This is a genomic window from Enterobacter sp. SES19, from assembly GCF_011765665.1.
In the GTDB taxonomy this organism is placed as follows: domain Bacteria; phylum Pseudomonadota; class Gammaproteobacteria; order Enterobacterales; family Enterobacteriaceae; genus Enterobacter; species Enterobacter pseudoroggenkampii.
Genome location: NZ_CP050320.1, coordinates 3855513 through 3872310, shown reverse-complemented (window position 1 = coordinate 3872310; position 16798 = coordinate 3855513). Strand labels below are relative to the sequence as shown.

Below are 16798 nucleotides of genomic sequence, written 5' to 3'. Positions count from 1 at the left end.
TGGCGCGTGACGTTTCACAACCTAAAGCGCGGAAGATACCGCGCATATTGTGAAAATATTTATATTACTGACGCACCAGCCGTCCCGTCGCCGGCACAAAATCGGTGTTGGTGCGCCACGGGTTAATGTCCAGACCGCCGCGGCGGGTGTAGCGCGCGTAAACGCTCAGCTTCTCCGGCTGACAAAAACGCTGAATATCGCTAAAGATGCGCTCCACGCACTGCTCGTGGAATTCGTTGTGATGGCGGAACGACACCAGGTAGCGCAGCAATTTTTCCCGGTCGATTTTTGGGCCGCGGTACTGGATCTGCACCGAGCCCCAGTCCGGCTGGTGGGTGATCAGGCAGTTGGATTTCAGCAGATGGCTGACCAGCGTCTCTTCGACCACTTTTCCGCTCGCCGCGTTTTCGAGGTAATCGGCGCTGAATTCATAATTCTCCACCTCAATATCCTGATCGTCGATGCAGGTCCCGTTGAAGTGGGCGACAGGCTGCCCTTCCAGCTCGTGCAGGCGATACAGTGAAACGCTTACCTTACCCTGCGCGCAGGCGCTTAAGTCACGTTCCAGGGTGTGCTGAACGTCGTCCCAGCTGTTGAATTTTGTCTGGTTAAAACTGTTGAGATACAGCTTAAAGCTTTTGGACTCGACGAGATTAACGCTGGCGTAATCCAGCTCGACGTGGCCCACCGCCACCTGCGGCAGACCGCGTGCGTTGAGCCAGGAGAGTTCGTACAGCGTCCAGATATCACCGCCGACAAACGGCAATGCGTCCGCATGCAGACCCAAAGGATCGCGATTCAGGCTGCGCGGTACGCCCTGCAGCAGGCTTGCATCGTAGGTATCGCGGTAATCGGTCGATTTACCCAGCGTTAAGCCGGTTAACGCCTGATGATTTTCGTAAGACATGTTTCATAGCCACTTTACAGGTACACTTATGGGCTGAGTTTATCCTGTCTGACAAGAAGAGAGAAATCGGTGGACATCGAAACTGCAAATGCCCTCACTACCTTCACGACCCGCTATTGCGACGCATGGCATGAAAAGCAGGGCTCGTGGCCGCAAAGTGCTGATTTATATGGCGTACCCTCGCCGTGCATTATCTCTTCGCTTGAGGATTACGTTATCTGGCAGCCGAAGCCCAATACCGGCGAGCAAAATGTAAATGCGGTTGAACGGGCAATGGACATTGTGGTACAACCAGCGGTTCATGCGTTTTATACCACGCAGTTCGCAGGGGATATGCCCGCGCGCTTTGCTGATATCACGCTGATGCTGTTGCAGACCTGGAGCGGAGACGATCTGCAGCGTGTTCAGGAAAACCTGATTGGTCATCTGGTCACGCAAAAGCGCCTTAAGCTTTCTCCGACGCTCTTTATTGCTACGCTGGACAGTGAACTGGATGTGTTATCCGTCTGTAACCTGTCAGGTGAAGTGGTTAAAGAGACTATCGGTACCCGCAATCGCGAGACTCTCGCCCCCTCTCTTGCGGATTTCCTCACCCGACTTGAGCCACTTCTGTAATCCATGATGCTATAGCGCGTGTGAGAGATCTCTTACAAGGTTTGTGAGAGATCGCTGGAACATTCAGTATTACCTCATTTAGTTCAGATTAATATTACTCTGTTTTTCAATAGATTACGGGTTTATTGCACCTTTTTTAGGGATTTCTTACGGCTTACACACCCGAAAGGGTGGGTTGTAAGACGAAGCGGAATAGCGGATTCTATCTCCGTCGACAGGATGCCGACACGAGAAACGAACATCAGGATGATGGCGTATCTCACTCAGGACTCGTCAGGATGGCGCTGCAGGAAGGCTTCAGGATGAAGCGAAGTGGATTACGCAGGATGCGTAAGGGACACCTCCAGGAAGGAGAACGAGAGCCGGTCAGGATGGTCGGTGGGTCTGGAAGGCCAGGACGTTTCAGGATGAAACAAACACGTCAGGAAGATGTGTGCAGGATGCATCGGTTTACGGATGACCAGGCCTTCGGGCTTCAGGAAAAGTTGTCACGGATGAGCAGGGAGCACGAATTGTAGCTGGAATGCTGCGGAACGAACCGGGAGCACTGTTTTTACAGTGCTCCCTTTTTTTATTTCTGTCTTCCGCAATGCTATGCTGCGCGCCGTTCACTTTTTCAGTTGAGGTTACTATGACGCAACACGATAGCGTTCGTGCTCAGTTGCACGCCATCGAAGCCCTTTTGCGCCAACATCAGCTGTGGCAGGAGACCGCGCCGCAGCCAGAAGCGTTCGCGAGCACCCAGCCCTTCTGCCTGGATACGCTGGCCCCGTTTGAGTGGCTGCAGTGGGTGTTAATTCCGCGCATGCACGCCCTGCTTGAGGGCGGTCACCCGCTGCCGCAGGCGTTTGCTGTCTCTCCCTACTATGAAATGGCGCTCGAGGCGACGCACCCTGCGCGTGACGTGATGCTGGTCGAACTGGAAAAACTGGATGCCCTGTTTGCCGGTGAAGATGCATGACGCTTGAGATCCTCTATCAGGACGAGTGGCTGGTGGCGGTGAATAAACCGTCAGGCTGGCTGGTGCACCGCAGCTGGCTGGATCGCGACGAGAAAGTGGTGGTGATGCAGACCGTTCGCGACCAGATTGGTCAGCATGTTTTTACCGCCCATCGTCTCGACAGACCGACCTCCGGCGTGCTGCTGATGGGGCTGTCCAGCGAAGCTGGCCGTCTGCTGGCGCAGCAGTTTGAACAGCACCAGATCCAGAAGCGCTACCACGCGATCGTGCGTGGCTGGCTGACCGAGTCCGCCACCCTGGACTACCCGCTGGTGGAGGAGCTGGACAAAATTGCCGATAAATTTGCCCGCGATGACAAAGGTCCGCAGCCTGCGGTGACGGATTATCGCAGCATGGCGACGACGGAAATGCCGGTGGCCACCAGCAAATTTCCGACCACGCGCTACAGCCTGGTTGAGCTTCTGCCCAAAACCGGGCGTAAGCACCAGCTGCGACGCCATCTTGCACATCTGCGCCACCCGATTATTGGCGACAGCAAACACGGTGATTTGCGCCAGAACCGCAGCGCGGCCGAACACTTTGGCTGCCATCGTCTGATGCTGCACGCGAGCGAGCTCAGCATGACGCACCCGTTTACCGGCGAACCGCTGACTATCCGCGCGGGGCTGGACGATGTCTGGATGCAGGCGCTGTCACAGTTTGGCTGGCTGGGACAACTCCCCGAAAATGAAAGGGTTGAGTTTGTATCGGGCAACGTTCAGGATGAACAGTAAACGCATTCATTATGGGAAAATATCATGGCTGAAGTAGGCATTTTTGTCGGCACAATGTACGGCAATTCGCTGCTGGTCGCGGAAGAGGCTGAGGCGATTCTGGTAAGCCTGGGCCATAAAGCCACGGTCTATGAAGACCCGGAGCTGGCAGACTGGGAAAAGTATAAAGACAAATACATTCTGGTGGTGACCTCCACCACCGGGCAGGGCGATCTGCCGGACAGCATCGTGCCGCTGTTCCAGGGCATTAAAGACCAGCTTGGCTATCAGCCGGACGTGCACTACGGCATCATTGCCCTGGGCGACAGCTCTTACGCCAACTTCTGCGGCGGTGGCAAGCAGTTCGATGCGCTCCTGCAGGAGCAGAGTGCCCAGCGCGTCGGCGAGATGCTGCTGATTGATGCGGGTGAGCACCCGGAGCCAGAAAGCGAATCAAACCCATGGGTCGAGCACTGGGCAACGCTGCTTAAATAACCCTGCGCTATACCAATGGTAGGCCGGGTCAGGCGCAGCCGCCACCCGGCAGTACACCCCGCACCAAACGTCATTTCCGTGAACCACCTTCCACTATCCTGGGCTTATGCCATAAACAAGCTCTCATACACCCTTAAATACTGTGTTTCTGCACGGTGAGGTGAAGAGGCACTCCTTCATATACTTTCCTGGTCACGATAAAACGGCTTCAGGCCGTACCAAAACGACAAAACAAATCTCATTCTGATTACCCTACCGGTGCTGTACAGAATGAACCTGGCGAAAGCTATGTTTCAGGAGTGCAACAATGAGTACATTAAGCCACGCGGCGAGCAGCGCTGAAAAGCGCACCAACGCCCGCTACTGGATAGTGGTGATGCTGTTTATCGTCACGTCCTTTAACTATGGTGACCGCGCCACGCTGTCGATTGCCGGTTCGGAAATGGCAAAAGATATCGGCCTTGATCCCGTGGGTATGGGTTACGTTTTCTCCGCATTCTCATGGGCCTACGTCATCGGGCAAATTCCTGGCGGCTGGCTGCTGGACCGTTTTGGATCTAAACGCGTCTATTTCTGGTCCATCTTTATCTGGTCTGCCTTTACCCTGCTGCAGGGCTTCGTCGATATCTTCAGCGGCTTCGGCATTATCGTGGCACTCTTCACGCTGCGCTTCCTGGTGGGCTTAGCGGAAGCGCCTTCCTTCCCGGGCAACAGCCGCATTGTCGCTGCCTGGTTCCCGGCGCAGGAGAGGGGGACGGCGGTGGCGATTTTCAACTCCGCACAGTACTTCGCAACGGTGATCTTCGCGCCAATCATGGGCTGGCTGACCCATGAGGTGGGCTGGTCGCACGTCTTCTTCTTTATGGGTGGGCTTGGGATCGTCATCAGCTTTATCTGGCTGAAAGTGATCCACGAACCCAACCAGCATCCTGGCGTAAACAAAAAGGAGCTGGAGTACATCGCGGAAGGCGGCGCGCTGATCAACATGGATCAGAAATCCTCGACGGCGAAAGTCCCGTTCAGCCAGAAATGGGCGCAGATCAGGCAGCTCGTCGGTTCGCGCATGATGATCGGCATCTATCTGGGCCAGTATTGTATCAACGCCTTAACCTACTTTTTCATCACCTGGTTCCCGGTATATCTGGTTCAGGCCCGTGGTATGTCGATTCTGAAAGCGGGATTCGTCGCCTCGGTCCCGGCAATCTGCGGTTTCGTGGGGGGCGTGCTCGGCGGGGTGATTTCCGACTGGCTGATGCGCCGCACGGGGTCACTGAACATCGCGCGTAAAACGCCTATCGTGCTCGGCATGCTGCTCTCCATGACCATGGTGTTCTGTAACTACGTCAATGCCGAGTGGATGATCATCGGCTTTATGGCGATGGCCTTCTTCGGCAAAGGCATTGGCGCGCTGGGCTGGGCGGTGATGGCGGATACTGCCCCGAAAGAGATCAGCGGCCTGAGCGGCGGTCTGTTCAACATGTTCGGCAACATCTCCGGGATTGTTACGCCCATCGCGATCGGTTACATCGTCGGCACCACCGGATCGTTCAACGGTGCGCTGATCTACGTGGGTGTGCATGCGCTGGTGGCGGTATTGAGTTACCTGGTGCTGGTGGGGGATATCAAACGCGTCGAACTTAAACCTGTTGCGGAGCGTGGCTGATGACAACGCAATCGAGTCCAATCGTCACGGAGATGAAGGTCATCCCGGTGGCCGGGCAGGACAGCATGCTGCTCAATATTGGCGGTGCGCATAACGCCTGGTTTACCCGTAATATCGTCGTACTGAAAGACAGCGCAGGAAATACCGGCGTGGGCGAGGCCCCTGGCGGAGAGGTGATTTACCAGACGCTGGTCAATGCCATTCCGCAGGTCGTGGGCCAGGAAGTGGCCCGTCTGAACAAGGTGGTTCAGCGAGTGCATAAGGGCAATCAGTCGGCAGACTTTGAGACGTTCGGTAAAGGTGCCTGGACGTTTGAACTGCGCGTCAACGCGGTCGCCGCCCTGGAGGCCGCCCTGCTCGATTTACTGGGTAAGGCGCTCAATGTCCCGGTCTGCGAGCTGCTGGGGCCCGGTAAACAGCGCGATGCGGTCACCGTGCTGGGCTATCTGTTCTACGTTGGCGATCGCAATAAAACCGATCTCCCCTATCTGGCCCGAACCGCGGGCGACCACGACTGGTATCAGCTGCGCCATCAGGAAGCGCTCTCCAGCGACGCGGTGGTGCGGCTGGCCGAGGCGGCGCAGGATCGCTACGGCTTTAAGGATTTCAAGCTGAAGGGCGGCGTGCTGCCCGGCGAGCAGGAGATTGACACGGCCCGGGCGCTGAAAAAGCGCTTTCCGGATGCACGGATCACCGTCGATCCCAACGGCGCATGGCTGCTGGATGAAGCGATTAGCCTGTGCAAAGGGCTAGGGGATGTCCTGACCTATGCGGAAGATCCCTGCGGCGCGGAGCAGGGTTTTTCGGGCCGTGAAGTCATGGCTGAGTTCCGTCGCGCCACCGGGCTGCCTGTCGCGACCAATATGATTGCTACCAACTGGCGCGAAATGGGTCACGCGGTGATGCTAAACGCCGTCGACATACCGCTGGCGGATCCGCACTTCTGGACGCTTTCAGGCGCAGTGCGCGTGGCGCAGCTGTGCGACGACTGGGGGCTGACTTGGGGCTGTCACTCGAACAATCACTTTGATATTTCGCTGGCGATGTTTACCCACGTTGGCGCGGCGGCGCCGGGTAACCCGACCGCCATCGACACCCACTGGATTTGGCAGGAAGGGGAAGCCCGCCTGACGAAAAATCCGCTGGAAATCATAGAGGGCAAAATTGCCGTACCGGATGCGCCGGGCCTGGGCGTGGAGATTGACTGGGATCAGATCCATAAAGCCCATGAGGCGTATAAAAAATTGCCGGGCGGCGCGCGTAACGACGCGGGCCCGATGCAGTACCTTATTCCCGGCTGGACATTTGACCGTAAGCGCCCTGTTTTCGGACGTCACTGATAAAAGGATTGAACGATGAGTACTTTTTCTACCCCTGTAGTTACCGCCATGCAGATCGTTCCGGTTGCGGGCCATGACAGCATGTTGATGAACCTGAGCGGCGCGCATGCGCCATTCTTTACCCGCAACATTGTCATTATCAAAGACAATTCCGGCCATACGGGCGTGGGCGAAATTCCGGGCGGGGAGAAGATCCGCCAGACGCTGGAAGATGCCATTCCGCTGGTGGTGGGCAAAACGCTGGGTGAGTACAAAAATGTCCTCAACACTGTGCGCAACACCTTTGCCGATCGCGATGCCGGTGGGCGTGGCCTGCAGACCTTCGATCTGCGCACCACCATTCACGTGGTGACCGGGATTGAATCCGCCCTGTTGGATCTGCTGGGTCAGCATCTGGGCGTCAACGTTGCGTCGCTGCTGGGCGAGGGTCAGCAGCGCAGCGAAGTGGAAATGCTGGGCTATCTGTTCTTTGTTGGCGACCGCAAGCTGACGCCTTTGCCGTACCAGGGCCAGCCGGACGAACAATGCGACTGGTACCGGCTCCGCCACGACGAGGCGATGACTCCGGATGCGGTGGTGCGCCTGGCGGAAGCCGCTTATGAAAAATATGGCTTCAATGATTTCAAACTGAAGGGCGGCGTGCTGGCTGGTGAGGAAGAGGCGGAAGCCGTGACCGCGCTGGCAAAACGCTTCCCGCAGGCGCGCGTGACGCTGGATCCGAACGGCGCATGGTCGCTTAATGAGGCCATTGCGATCGGTAAACAGCTGAAAGGTGTGCTGGCGTATGCGGAAGATCCGTGTGGGGCAGAGCAAGGCTTCTCAGGACGTGAAGTGATGGCGGAATTCCGTCGCGCTACGGGACTGCCGACCGCGACCAATATGATTGCGACCGACTGGCGTCAGATGGGACACACCCTGTCATTGCAGTCTGTTGATATTCCGCTGGCGGACCCGCACTTCTGGACGATGCAGGGGTCGGTGCGCGTGGCGCAGATGTGCCATGAGTTTGGCCTGACCTGGGGCTCGCACTCTAACAACCACTTCGATATCTCTCTGGCGATGTTCACTCACGTCGCCGCCGCCGCGCCGGGGACGATTACCGCTATCGACACCCACTGGATCTGGCAGGAAGGTAACCAGCGTCTGACTAAGCAGCCGTTTGAGATCAAAGGTGGCATGGTGCAGGTGCCTTCCACCCCGGGGCTGGGGGTTGAGCTGGATATGGATCAGGTCATGAAGGCCCATGAGCTGTATCAGAAACACGGTCTGGGCGCGCGCGACGACGCGATGGCGATGCAGTATCTGATCCCGGACTGGACATTCGACACTAAACGCCCGTGCATGGTACGATAAACGCATTGGGACCGCTCCCATGAGCGGTCTTTTACGTGGTGTATGCTTAACGTAACGACTATGCGTAAGGATGGCTTATGAAAATTGTTATCGCACCGGACTCGTATAAGGAAAGTTTGAGTGCGCTTGAGGTTGCGACAGCGATAGAACGTGGTTTTCGCGAGATCTTTCCCGAGGCGGTTTACGTCAAACTGCCGGTCGCGGACGGTGGCGAAGGGACGGTTGAGGCGATGATCGCGGCAACGCAGGGACGCATTGTACATGTTCCGGTAACCGGCCCGCTGGGTGAGCGCGTGGACGGGTTTTATGGCTTATCCGGTGACGAGCAGAGTGCCTTTATTGAAATGGCGGCGGCAAGCGGCCTGGAGCTGGTTGCGCCTTCGCAGCGTAATCCGCTGAAAACCACCTCCTGGGGCACGGGCGAACTGATTCGTCACGCGCTGAATGCGGGCGTTAAGCATATCATCATTGGCATTGGCGGCAGCGCCACCAATGACGGCGGCGCAGGGATGGTGCAGGCGCTGGGCGCTAGATTGCTCGACGCCAGCGAACAGCCTCTTGGGCAAGGCGGGGGCGAGCTGGGAAAACTCGCGCGTATCGACCTGAGCGGGCTGGACAGACGTCTGGCAGAATGCCGGATAGAAGTCGCCTGTGATGTGACGAATCCGCTTACCGGAAAGGATGGCGCGTCAGCCGTATTTGGCCCGCAAAAGGGGGCCACTCCCGAGATGATCGTTACCCTGGACAACGCGCTGGCGCACTATGCGAGCGTGATTGCCCGGGATCTGGATATCGATGTGCTAAACCTTGCTGGAGGAGGCGCGGCGGGTGGCATGGGGGCCGCGCTGTACGCCTTTTGCGGCGCGCAGCTGCGCCAGGGCATCGAGATCGTGACCGATGCGCTACACCTGGCCGATCAGGTAGCCGATGCGGATCTGGTGATCACGGGAGAAGGTCGCATCGACAGCCAGACGATCCACGGCAAAGTCCCGGTGGGCGTGGCGAAAGTGGCAAAACGCTTTAACAAACCCGTCATCGGCATTGCAGGCAGCCTGACGGCGGACGTTGGTGTGGTTCACGATCACGGCATTGATGCGGTGTTTAGCGTGATCTACACCATCTGCTCGCTGGAAGATGCGCTGGAAAATGCCGGCGAGAACGTCAGGATGGCCGCAAGGAATATCGCGGCGGTGCTGAAAGTCGGGCAGGGGATGTAGTTCTCCCTCTCCCCGTGGGAGAGGGGCGGGGTGAGGGCATCAGGCCGCACCCGCACCCGCAATCGTAGGTCCGGTAAGGCGAAGCCGCCACCGGGCTTCTACCTCAGCTCCCCAACACCTTCATCGCTTCCCGCGTCACGTTATCCATTTCATCCAGCAGCTCCAGGAACTCCGGTTCAAGCTCCGATTCCGGCGTACCGGCACGCAGCTGCTGCTCCAGCAGCTGGCAGAGGTTTTTCAGCCGCGGTACGCCGCTGTACCCGCAGCTACCGTGCAGCTTGTGGATTGCTTCCAGCAGATCTTCCGGGTTTTCACCCACCAGCTGCTCTTCCACCTTATTGCGAATTTCCGGCAGAAACGCGACCAGCATTTGCAGCATTTCGCGGGCCAGATCGGGTTTACCTGCCGCCTGGCGCAGAGCAAGCTGCCAGTCAAGGGTCGCGTTCTGGTTGACGGTTATTTCAACCGGCTCGCTGGATACCGTATACGTCCCGCCAATATGACCCGGCTTATAGCGTAACAACAGGTTATGAAGTTTCTCTTCATCGATTGGCTTCGCCAGATAGTCATTCATTCCGGCGCTCAGCAGCTTCTCTTTTTGACCGGCCATTGCGTGTGCGGTGACTGCAATGACTGGCGTTTGTTGCTGATGCGGCAGCTGGTGGATCAGCTCGCAGGCCCGAATGCCATCCATGCCCGGCATCTGAATATCCATCAGGATTAAATCGAACTGCATCTGCTTAGCCTGTTCAACCGCCTGCGCGCCGCTGGTGCACAGCTCAACGTGCTGAACCTGGTCTTCAAGCAATGCGCCAATGAGCTTCAGGTTGGCCGGATTATCATCCACCGCCATGACGCTCATCGGCAATTTTTGCTCATCGTCAATCATCGGGAGGGCATGCTGGCTGAGACGGCAATACTCCGTGAGCGCGGGCAGCAGGCGGGTCGCGGTGAGCGGTTTCAGCAGACACGCGGCGGCCCCGTCATTTTTCAACTCTTCTGCATTGAGCTGCGCGTGGCAAGGCAGCGCCAGCAGCAGGTAGTCGGTCATCGACGCGGCTTTCGCCAGTCGCTCCTGCTGCATGGTCAGCTCGCCGGTGAAGGTGACCGGGATCCCCATCAGCAGGATGTCGTAATGCTCAACGGCCAGAGCGGAGAAGGTTGGGCTGTAGACCACCTCCAGCGGCGTGGTGCTTAAAATGTCGAGCGCGCACTGTGCTGCCGCCGCGTTAGGTTCGACGTAGGCCAGACGCTTGCCTTTCAGGCAGTCCGTCACCGGGCCATCGGTCAATACGTTTGGATTGAGGTCCAGATTAATGTGGAACCAGAAGGTTGAACCGCGATTTGGCTGGCTGTGGAAAGAGATATCGCCGCCCATCTCGTTCACCAGACGCTGGGTGATCACCAGACCGGTGCCGCCATGACGGCGGGAGATACTGGCATCCGCCTGACGGAACGCCTGGAACAGACGCGACTGGTCGCGCTCCGGAATCCCGATGCCGGTATCGCGGATCTGGACTTCAATCTGCACCTTATTGCTGCTGATCGAGCGTTTTTCTACCAGAATGTCGATGTTACCGCTTTCGGTGAATTTAATGGCATTCCCGACAAGGTTAGTAATGACCTGCTGCAGACGCAGCGGATCGCCAATGACGTTATCCGGCACGTCGTTTTTAATGTTGAGCGTCAGCTCAAGGCCTTTGTCGTGCGACGAGTGCGCGAGCAGCGTCACCACCTCATCGAGCGTACTGCGCAGCGGGAACGGAATACTTTCCAGGATAAGTTTGCCCGCTTCCAGCTTGGAGAAGTCCAGCACGTCGTTGATGATCGCCAGCAGGTTGTTGGCCGAGCGCTCAATGGTGTGCAGGTGATCGCGCTGAGTCGGGTTGAGCTCGCTTTTCAGGGTCAGGCGGGTGAAGCCGATCACGCCATTGAGCGGCGTACGCAGCTCGTGCGACATATTGGCCAGGAATTCCGACTTAATACGTGCCGCTTCCTGAGCGCGCTTTTTCGCCAGATCCAGCTCAACGTTCTGGATCTCCATCTGCTCCAGCGTTTCGCGCAGGTCGGACGTCGCCTGGTCAACGTTGTGCTGCATCTCTTCGTGGTACGCCGCCAGCGACATCGCCATCGAGTTGATGCCGTTCTTCAGCATATCCAGCTCGCCCAGCATAAACCCTTCCACCCGGCTGTCGAGCTGCCCCCGGCGGATGCGGTCAACCGTGTTAACCATGTTACGGATGGGGCCCGTCACGTCGCGCATCAGGCGCCAGCCGAAGATCAGCGCAATGCCGATGCAGAACAGCATCATCACGCCAGAGATGAAGATTTCTTTGTACTGCTGTAGCCGGACCGACTTGAGATCCAGCTCCAGCGCCACATATCCCAGCATATTATTGCTGGATTTGGCGTCAGATTGCGCAGACTCATCGGGTGAATAGCTTTCCGACATGATCGGCGTGCGCAGGATCATGATATCGCCGCGCCGCAATACGGTGAGGTGGCGCGGGAACGGCGTACCGTCCGGGATCTTCAGGGCCGCCGGATCGAGATGAAAATTCGAGGTGACAAACAGGCGGTTATGTTCGTCGTAAACGGAAATGGCGCGTACGATGTCCGAGTGGCGCCGGTGGAGTACGCTGATTAACTGCCCAATGGATTCGCGGTTTTGCAGGTTCATGCCGTACTCGCTGGAAACGGCAAGCGGTTCGATAATGCTGGCGCCTGCATCCTCCAGCTGTCGCTGCAAATCGTTATAGCGGTGCACCACAAAGAAGATACTCAGCAGCAAACCGATGAGAACGGTGGGGGCGAGGATCAAAATCATCATGCGCGCGCGCAGGCTGTAGTTGGTCATGGCGTTCCGTTATGGGACAATTAAGATAATTATGTTTATGTGAGAAAAATCTCGGCGATGGCGCAATTCTACTCTGCAAAGCGACGCGTGACGACGCGTCAAATCATCACTGTTGAAGCCACGGACCTCGATCCGTTTGGTCAGGGAGTGGCACGTCACAATGGTAAGGCTCTGTTTATAACAGGTTTACTGCCAACAGAACGAGCAGAAATTACGCTGACGGAAGATAAACGCCAGTTCGCGCGCGGGCAGGTTAAGCGTCGCCTCAACGATAGCCCGGAGCGCGTGAATCCCCGCTGCCCACATTTTGGCGTTTGTGGGGGCTGCCAGCAACAGCACGCGAGCACAGAATTACAGCAAAAAAGCAAAAGCCGCGCGCTGGCGCGTCTGCTTAAACATGACGTTAATGAAATTCTCGCCGATGAGCCCTGGGGCTATCGTCGGCGCGCACGCCTGAGCCTCAGCTATCAGCCAAAAACGGATCGGCTGGAGATGGGGTTTCGCAAGGCCGGCTCCAGCGACATCGTTGATGTGAAGCAGTGCCCCATTTTGGTGCCCCATCTTGAGGCATTGCTTCCGGATGTGCGCACCTGCCTCTCCGGGCTGGACGGCATTCGCCATCTCGGGCATGTCGAACTGGTCATGGCCAACAATGGGCCGCTGATGGTCCTGCGCCATACCGCGCCGTTGTCGAAAAAAGATCGCGAAAAACTGGAACGCTTTTCGCATTCACACGACCTGGCGCTTTTCCTTGCACCACAAAGCGAGATACTTGAGCAGGTTACCGGTGAGGTGCCCTGGTATGCGTCAAACGGACTACGCTTAACGTTCAGCCCGCGGGATTTCATTCAGGTGAATGACGGTGTTAACCAGCAGATGGTTGAGAAAGCGCTGGCGTGGCTGGATGTTCAGAAAAGCGATCGGGTGCTCGATCTGTTCTGCGGAATGGGCAACTTCACGCTGCCGCTGGCGCGAAAAGCGGCCAGCGTCGTCGGCGTGGAAGGCGTTGAGGCGCTGGTGGCGAAAGGGCAGGAGAACGCACAGCAGAACGGCTTGCAAAATGTGACATTCTTTCATCAAAATCTTGAGGAAGATGTCACCCAACAGCCGTGGGCAAAACAGGGCTTTGATAAAATCCTGCTTGACCCGGCGCGTGCCGGTGCCCCTGGTGTGATGGCACATATTATTAAACTCGCGCCAAAGCGTGTGGTCTATGTTTCCTGTAACCCGGCAACGCTTGCCCGGGACAGTGAGGCATTAATTAGCGCGGGTTACCAGATTCAGCGTCTGGCAATGCTGGACATGTTCCCGCACACTGGTCATCTGGAATCGATGGTGTTGTTCGAGCACATCTAATTTGTTTGGCTTGTCGACTTCGACAGGCCCTGGTCCCTAAAGGAGAGGACAATGGTTGCGGTAAGAAGTGCACATCTCAATAAAGCTGGGGAGTTTGACCCACAAAAATGGATCGCAAGTCTGGGAATTTCCAGCCAGCAGTCGTGTGAACGCTTAACCGAAACCTGGGCCTATTGTCTGCGCACCACGCAGGGGCATCCCGACGCCGATCTTCTCCTGTGGCGCGGTGTGGAGATGGTTGAAATCCTGTCCATGCTGAACATGGATATCGAAACGCTGCAGGCCGCGCTGCTGTTCCCTCTCGCGGATGCGGACGTGGTCAGCGAGGACGTGCTGCGCGACAGCGTCGGGAAATCCGTCGTCGCGCTGATCCACGGCGTGCGCGATATGGCGGCCATCCGCCAGCTCAAAGCCGCGCACACCGATTCCGTCTCCTCGGAACAGGTTGATAACGTTCGCCGGATGCTGCTGGCCATGGTGGATGATTTCCGCTGCGTGGTCATCAAGCTGGCCGAGCGTATTGCCCACCTGCGCGAGGTGAAGGATGCGCCGGAAGACGAGCGCGTGCTCGCCGCCAAAGAGTGTACAAACATCTATGCGCCGCTGGCGAACCGCTTAGGGATTGGTCAGCTGAAATGGGAGCTGGAAGATTACTGCTTCCGCTATCTGCACCCGGCGGAATATAAACGTATTGCCAAACTCCTGCACGAGCGCCGCATCGACCGCGAGCACTATATCGAGGAATTTGTAGGTGGCTTGCGCCAGTCGATGAAAGAAGAGAACGTGCGCGCCGAAGTCTACGGGCGGCCTAAGCATATCTACAGCATCTGGCGCAAAATGCAGAAGAAACACCTCGCCTTTGACGAACTGTTTGACGTGCGCGCCGTGCGTATCGTGGCGGAGCGTCTGCAGGACTGCTACGCCGCGCTGGGGATAGTGCACACTCACTTCCGTCATCTGCCCGATGAGTTCGATGACTATGTCGCCAACCCCAAACCGAACGGCTATCAGTCTATCCATACCGTGGTGCTTGGCCCAGGCGGCAAAACGGTCGAGATTCAGATCCGCACCAAACAGATGCACGAGGACGCCGAGCTGGGCGTCGCCGCGCACTGGAAATACAAAGAAGGCACGTCCGGCGGGGCGCGTTCAGGCCACGAAGACCGCATTGCCTGGCTGCGCAAGCTGATTGCGTGGCAGGAAGAGATGGCCGACTCCGGCGAGATGCTCGACGAAGTGCGCAGCCAGGTCTTTGATGACCGGGTCTATGTCTTTACCCCGAAAGGGGACGTTGTCGACCTGCCTGCGGGCTCTACGCCGCTCGATTTTGCCTACCACATCCACAGCGATGTGGGGCACCGCTGCATCGGGGCGAAAATCGGCGGACGAATCGTACCGTTCACCTATCAGCTGCAGATGGGTGACCAGATTGAAATCATTACCCAGAAGCAGCCCAACCCGAGCCGGGACTGGCTTAACCCGAACCTGGGATATGTCACCACCAGCCGCGGACGCTCGAAAATTCACGCCTGGTTCCGTAAACAGGATCGTGACAAGAACATCCTTGCTGGTCGTCAGATCCTCGACGACGAGCTGGAGCATATCGGGATAAGCCTGAAAGAGGCGGAGAAATTCCTGCTGCCGCGCTACAACTTCAACGAGCTTGACGAGCTGTTAGCGGCGATTGGCGGCGGTGATATCCGTCTGAATCAGATGGTGAACTTCCTGCAGGCGCAGTTCAATAAGCCAAGCGCGGCAGAGCAGGACGCGGCGGCGCTGAAGCAGCTGCAGCAGAAAACCTACGCACCGCAGCAGCGCAGCAAAGACAATGGCCGCGTGGTGGTCGAGGGCGTGGGCAATCTGATGCACCACATTGCCCGCTGCTGCCAGCCTATTCCGGGCGACGATATCGTCGGCTTTATCACCCAGGGGAGAGGGATTTCGATTCACCGTTCCGACTGCGACCAGCTTGCCGAGCTTCAGTCGCATGCGCCGGAGCGCATCGTGGAAGCAGTCTGGGGTGAGAGCTATTCCGCCGGCTATTCGCTGGTGGTGCGCGTTACCGCCAACGACCGCAGCGGCCTGCTGCGCGACATCACGACTATTCTCGCCAACGAGAAGGTCAACGTGCTGGGTGTCGCCAGCCGCAGCGATACCCGCGAGCAGCTTGCCACCATCGATATGACCATCGAAATCTACAACCTGCAGGTGCTGGGCCGCGTGCTCGGCAAGCTGAACCAGGTGCCGGATGTGATTGACGCGCGTCGTCTGCACGGCGGCTAAACATCCTCTTACGTAGGCCGGGTAAGGCAACGCCGCCACCCGGCATTTTTTCATCAGGACAGTACTATGACTCAAATCGACCGCGTGCTCGGCATCATGAAACGCCTGCGCGACCCGGAAAACGGCTGCCCGTGGGACAAAGAGCAGACTTTCGCCACCATCGCCCCGTACACCCTTGAAGAGACCTACGAGGTGCTGGACGCCATTTCCCGTGAAGATTTTGACGACCTGCGCGGCGAGCTGGGCGATCTGCTGTTCCAGGTGGTGTTCTACGCGCAGATGGCGCAGGAAGAAGGACGCTTTAACTTTGACGATATCTGCGCTGCCATCAGCGACAAGCTTGAGCGCCGTCATCCCCATATTTTTGGCGATGCCACCGCAGGGAACAGCGCCGAGGTGCTGGCCCGCTGGGAGCAGATCAAAAGCGCCGAGCGGGCGGAAAAATCTCAGCACTCGGCGCTGGATGATATTCCGCTGAGCCTGCCCGCGCTGATGCGTGCGCATAAAATCCAGAAACGCTGCTCCGCCGTCGGTTTTGACTGGACCTCCCTCGGCCCGGTGCTGGATAAAGTGCACGAAGAGATTGACGAAGTCATGCACGAAGCGCAGCAGGTGGTGGTGGATGAAGCAAAGCTTGAGGAAGAGATGGGCGACCTGCTGTTTGCGACCGTCAACCTTTCTCGCCACCTGGGTGTAAAAGCGGAAACCGCCCTGCAAAAAGCCAACATAAAATTCGAACGACGCTTTCGCGAAGTTGAGCGGATTGTCGCCTCGCGCGGCCTGGAAATGAGCGGTATTGGCCTCGAAGCGATGGAAGAAGTCTGGCAGGAAGTAAAGCGCCAGGAATCTGATCTCTAACGAAATTTTGCGATCAAGCGCAATTTGTGTGATTTTTTAAATGACAAGCGCTTGATTTGCGTCAAAAACATTTACCCAAAAGGGGCTATTTTCTCACTCCTTATGTTTGTCATGGCCTGGAATGGAGACGGAGAATGAAAG

13 protein-coding genes are annotated in these 16798 nt (G+C 57.3%); 11 read left to right on the top strand and 2 right to left on the bottom strand.

Features of this window, described 5'->3' with window-relative positions; all coding sequences use genetic code 11:
* Positions 1 to 64: 64 nt before the first annotated feature.
* Positions 65 to 907: an NADPH-dependent 7-cyano-7-deazaguanine reductase QueF gene (queF, locus tag GXP72_RS18380; RefSeq protein WP_021241894.1), complete on the bottom strand. Its 843-nt coding sequence runs from the start codon at positions 905 to 907 to the stop codon at positions 65 to 67.
* Positions 908 to 976: 69 nt separating this feature from the next.
* Between queF and syd the strand changes: the two genes are divergently transcribed.
* The 8 genes from syd (at position 977) to GXP72_RS18340 (ending at position 9303) form a co-directional block, all read left to right on the top strand.
* Positions 977 to 1522: a SecY-interacting protein gene (gene syd, locus GXP72_RS18375; protein ID WP_061714532.1), complete on the top strand. Its 546-nt coding sequence runs from the start codon at positions 977 to 979 to the stop codon at positions 1520 to 1522.
* 631 nt (positions 1523 to 2153) lie between these two features.
* On the top strand, positions 2154 to 2483 hold the full coding sequence (locus GXP72_RS18370; protein ID WP_023309024.1) for a YqcC family protein: 330 nt from the start codon (positions 2154 to 2156) through the stop codon (positions 2481 to 2483).
* On the top strand, positions 2480 to 3256 hold the full coding sequence (truC, locus tag GXP72_RS18365; protein ID WP_061714533.1) for a tRNA pseudouridine(65) synthase TruC: 777 nt from the start codon (positions 2480 to 2482) through the stop codon (positions 3254 to 3256). Before GXP72_RS18370 ends, truC begins: the two co-directional genes overlap by 4 nt.
* Before the next feature lie 24 nt (positions 3257 to 3280).
* Entirely contained in the window at positions 3281 to 3730 is a 450-nt protein-coding gene (locus GXP72_RS18360) for a flavodoxin (RefSeq protein WP_090418494.1), read from the top strand.
* Between the two features lie 307 nt (positions 3731 to 4037).
* Positions 4038 to 5393 (top strand): galactarate/glucarate/glycerate transporter GudP, encoded by a 1356-nt coding sequence (gene gudP / locus GXP72_RS18355; protein WP_090418491.1) that lies wholly within the window; start codon positions 4038 to 4040, stop codon positions 5391 to 5393.
* A complete protein-coding gene (locus GXP72_RS18350) occupies positions 5393 to 6733 on the top strand; it encodes an enolase C-terminal domain-like protein (protein WP_061714534.1) in 1341 nt (446 codons plus the stop codon). The genes gudP and GXP72_RS18350 overlap by 1 nt, the downstream gene beginning before the upstream one ends.
* Positions 6734 to 6748: 15 nt before the next feature.
* Positions 6749 to 8086: a glucarate dehydratase gene (gene gudD / locus GXP72_RS18345; RefSeq protein WP_208763238.1), complete on the top strand. Its 1338-nt coding sequence runs from the start codon at positions 6749 to 6751 to the stop codon at positions 8084 to 8086.
* A 77-nt stretch (positions 8087 to 8163) separates the two neighbouring features.
* On the top strand, positions 8164 to 9303 hold the full coding sequence (locus GXP72_RS18340) for a glycerate kinase (RefSeq protein ID WP_048990140.1): 1140 nt from the start codon (positions 8164 to 8166) through the stop codon (positions 9301 to 9303).
* A gap of 103 nt (positions 9304 to 9406) precedes the next feature.
* On the opposite strand, the gene barA is transcribed toward GXP72_RS18340, so the two are convergent.
* Positions 9407 to 12160 carry a two-component sensor histidine kinase BarA gene (barA, locus tag GXP72_RS18335; protein ID WP_208763237.1) on the bottom strand — a complete coding sequence of 918 codons (2754 nt, stop codon included), beginning with the start codon at positions 12158 to 12160 and terminating at the stop codon, positions 9407 to 9409.
* A gap of 57 nt (positions 12161 to 12217) precedes the next feature.
* Here barA and rlmD point away from each other — a divergent pair, with 57 nt between their 5' ends.
* The 3 genes from rlmD (at position 12218) to mazG (ending at position 16657) form a co-directional block, all read left to right on the top strand.
* Positions 12218 to 13516 carry a 23S rRNA (uracil(1939)-C(5))-methyltransferase RlmD gene (gene rlmD, locus GXP72_RS18330; RefSeq protein ID WP_032648099.1) on the top strand — a complete coding sequence of 433 codons (1299 nt, stop codon included), beginning with the start codon at positions 12218 to 12220 and terminating at the stop codon, positions 13514 to 13516.
* A 51-nt stretch (positions 13517 to 13567) separates the two neighbouring features.
* Positions 13568 to 15799, top strand: coding sequence for a GTP diphosphokinase (gene relA, locus GXP72_RS18325; RefSeq protein ID WP_024909268.1), 2232 nt, complete (start codon positions 13568 to 13570; stop codon positions 15797 to 15799).
* 66 nt (positions 15800 to 15865) lie between these two features.
* Positions 15866 to 16657 carry a nucleoside triphosphate pyrophosphohydrolase gene (gene mazG / locus GXP72_RS18320; RefSeq protein WP_208763236.1) on the top strand — a complete coding sequence of 264 codons (792 nt, stop codon included), beginning with the start codon at positions 15866 to 15868 and terminating at the stop codon, positions 16655 to 16657.
* Positions 16658 to 16798 lie beyond the last annotated feature (141 nt).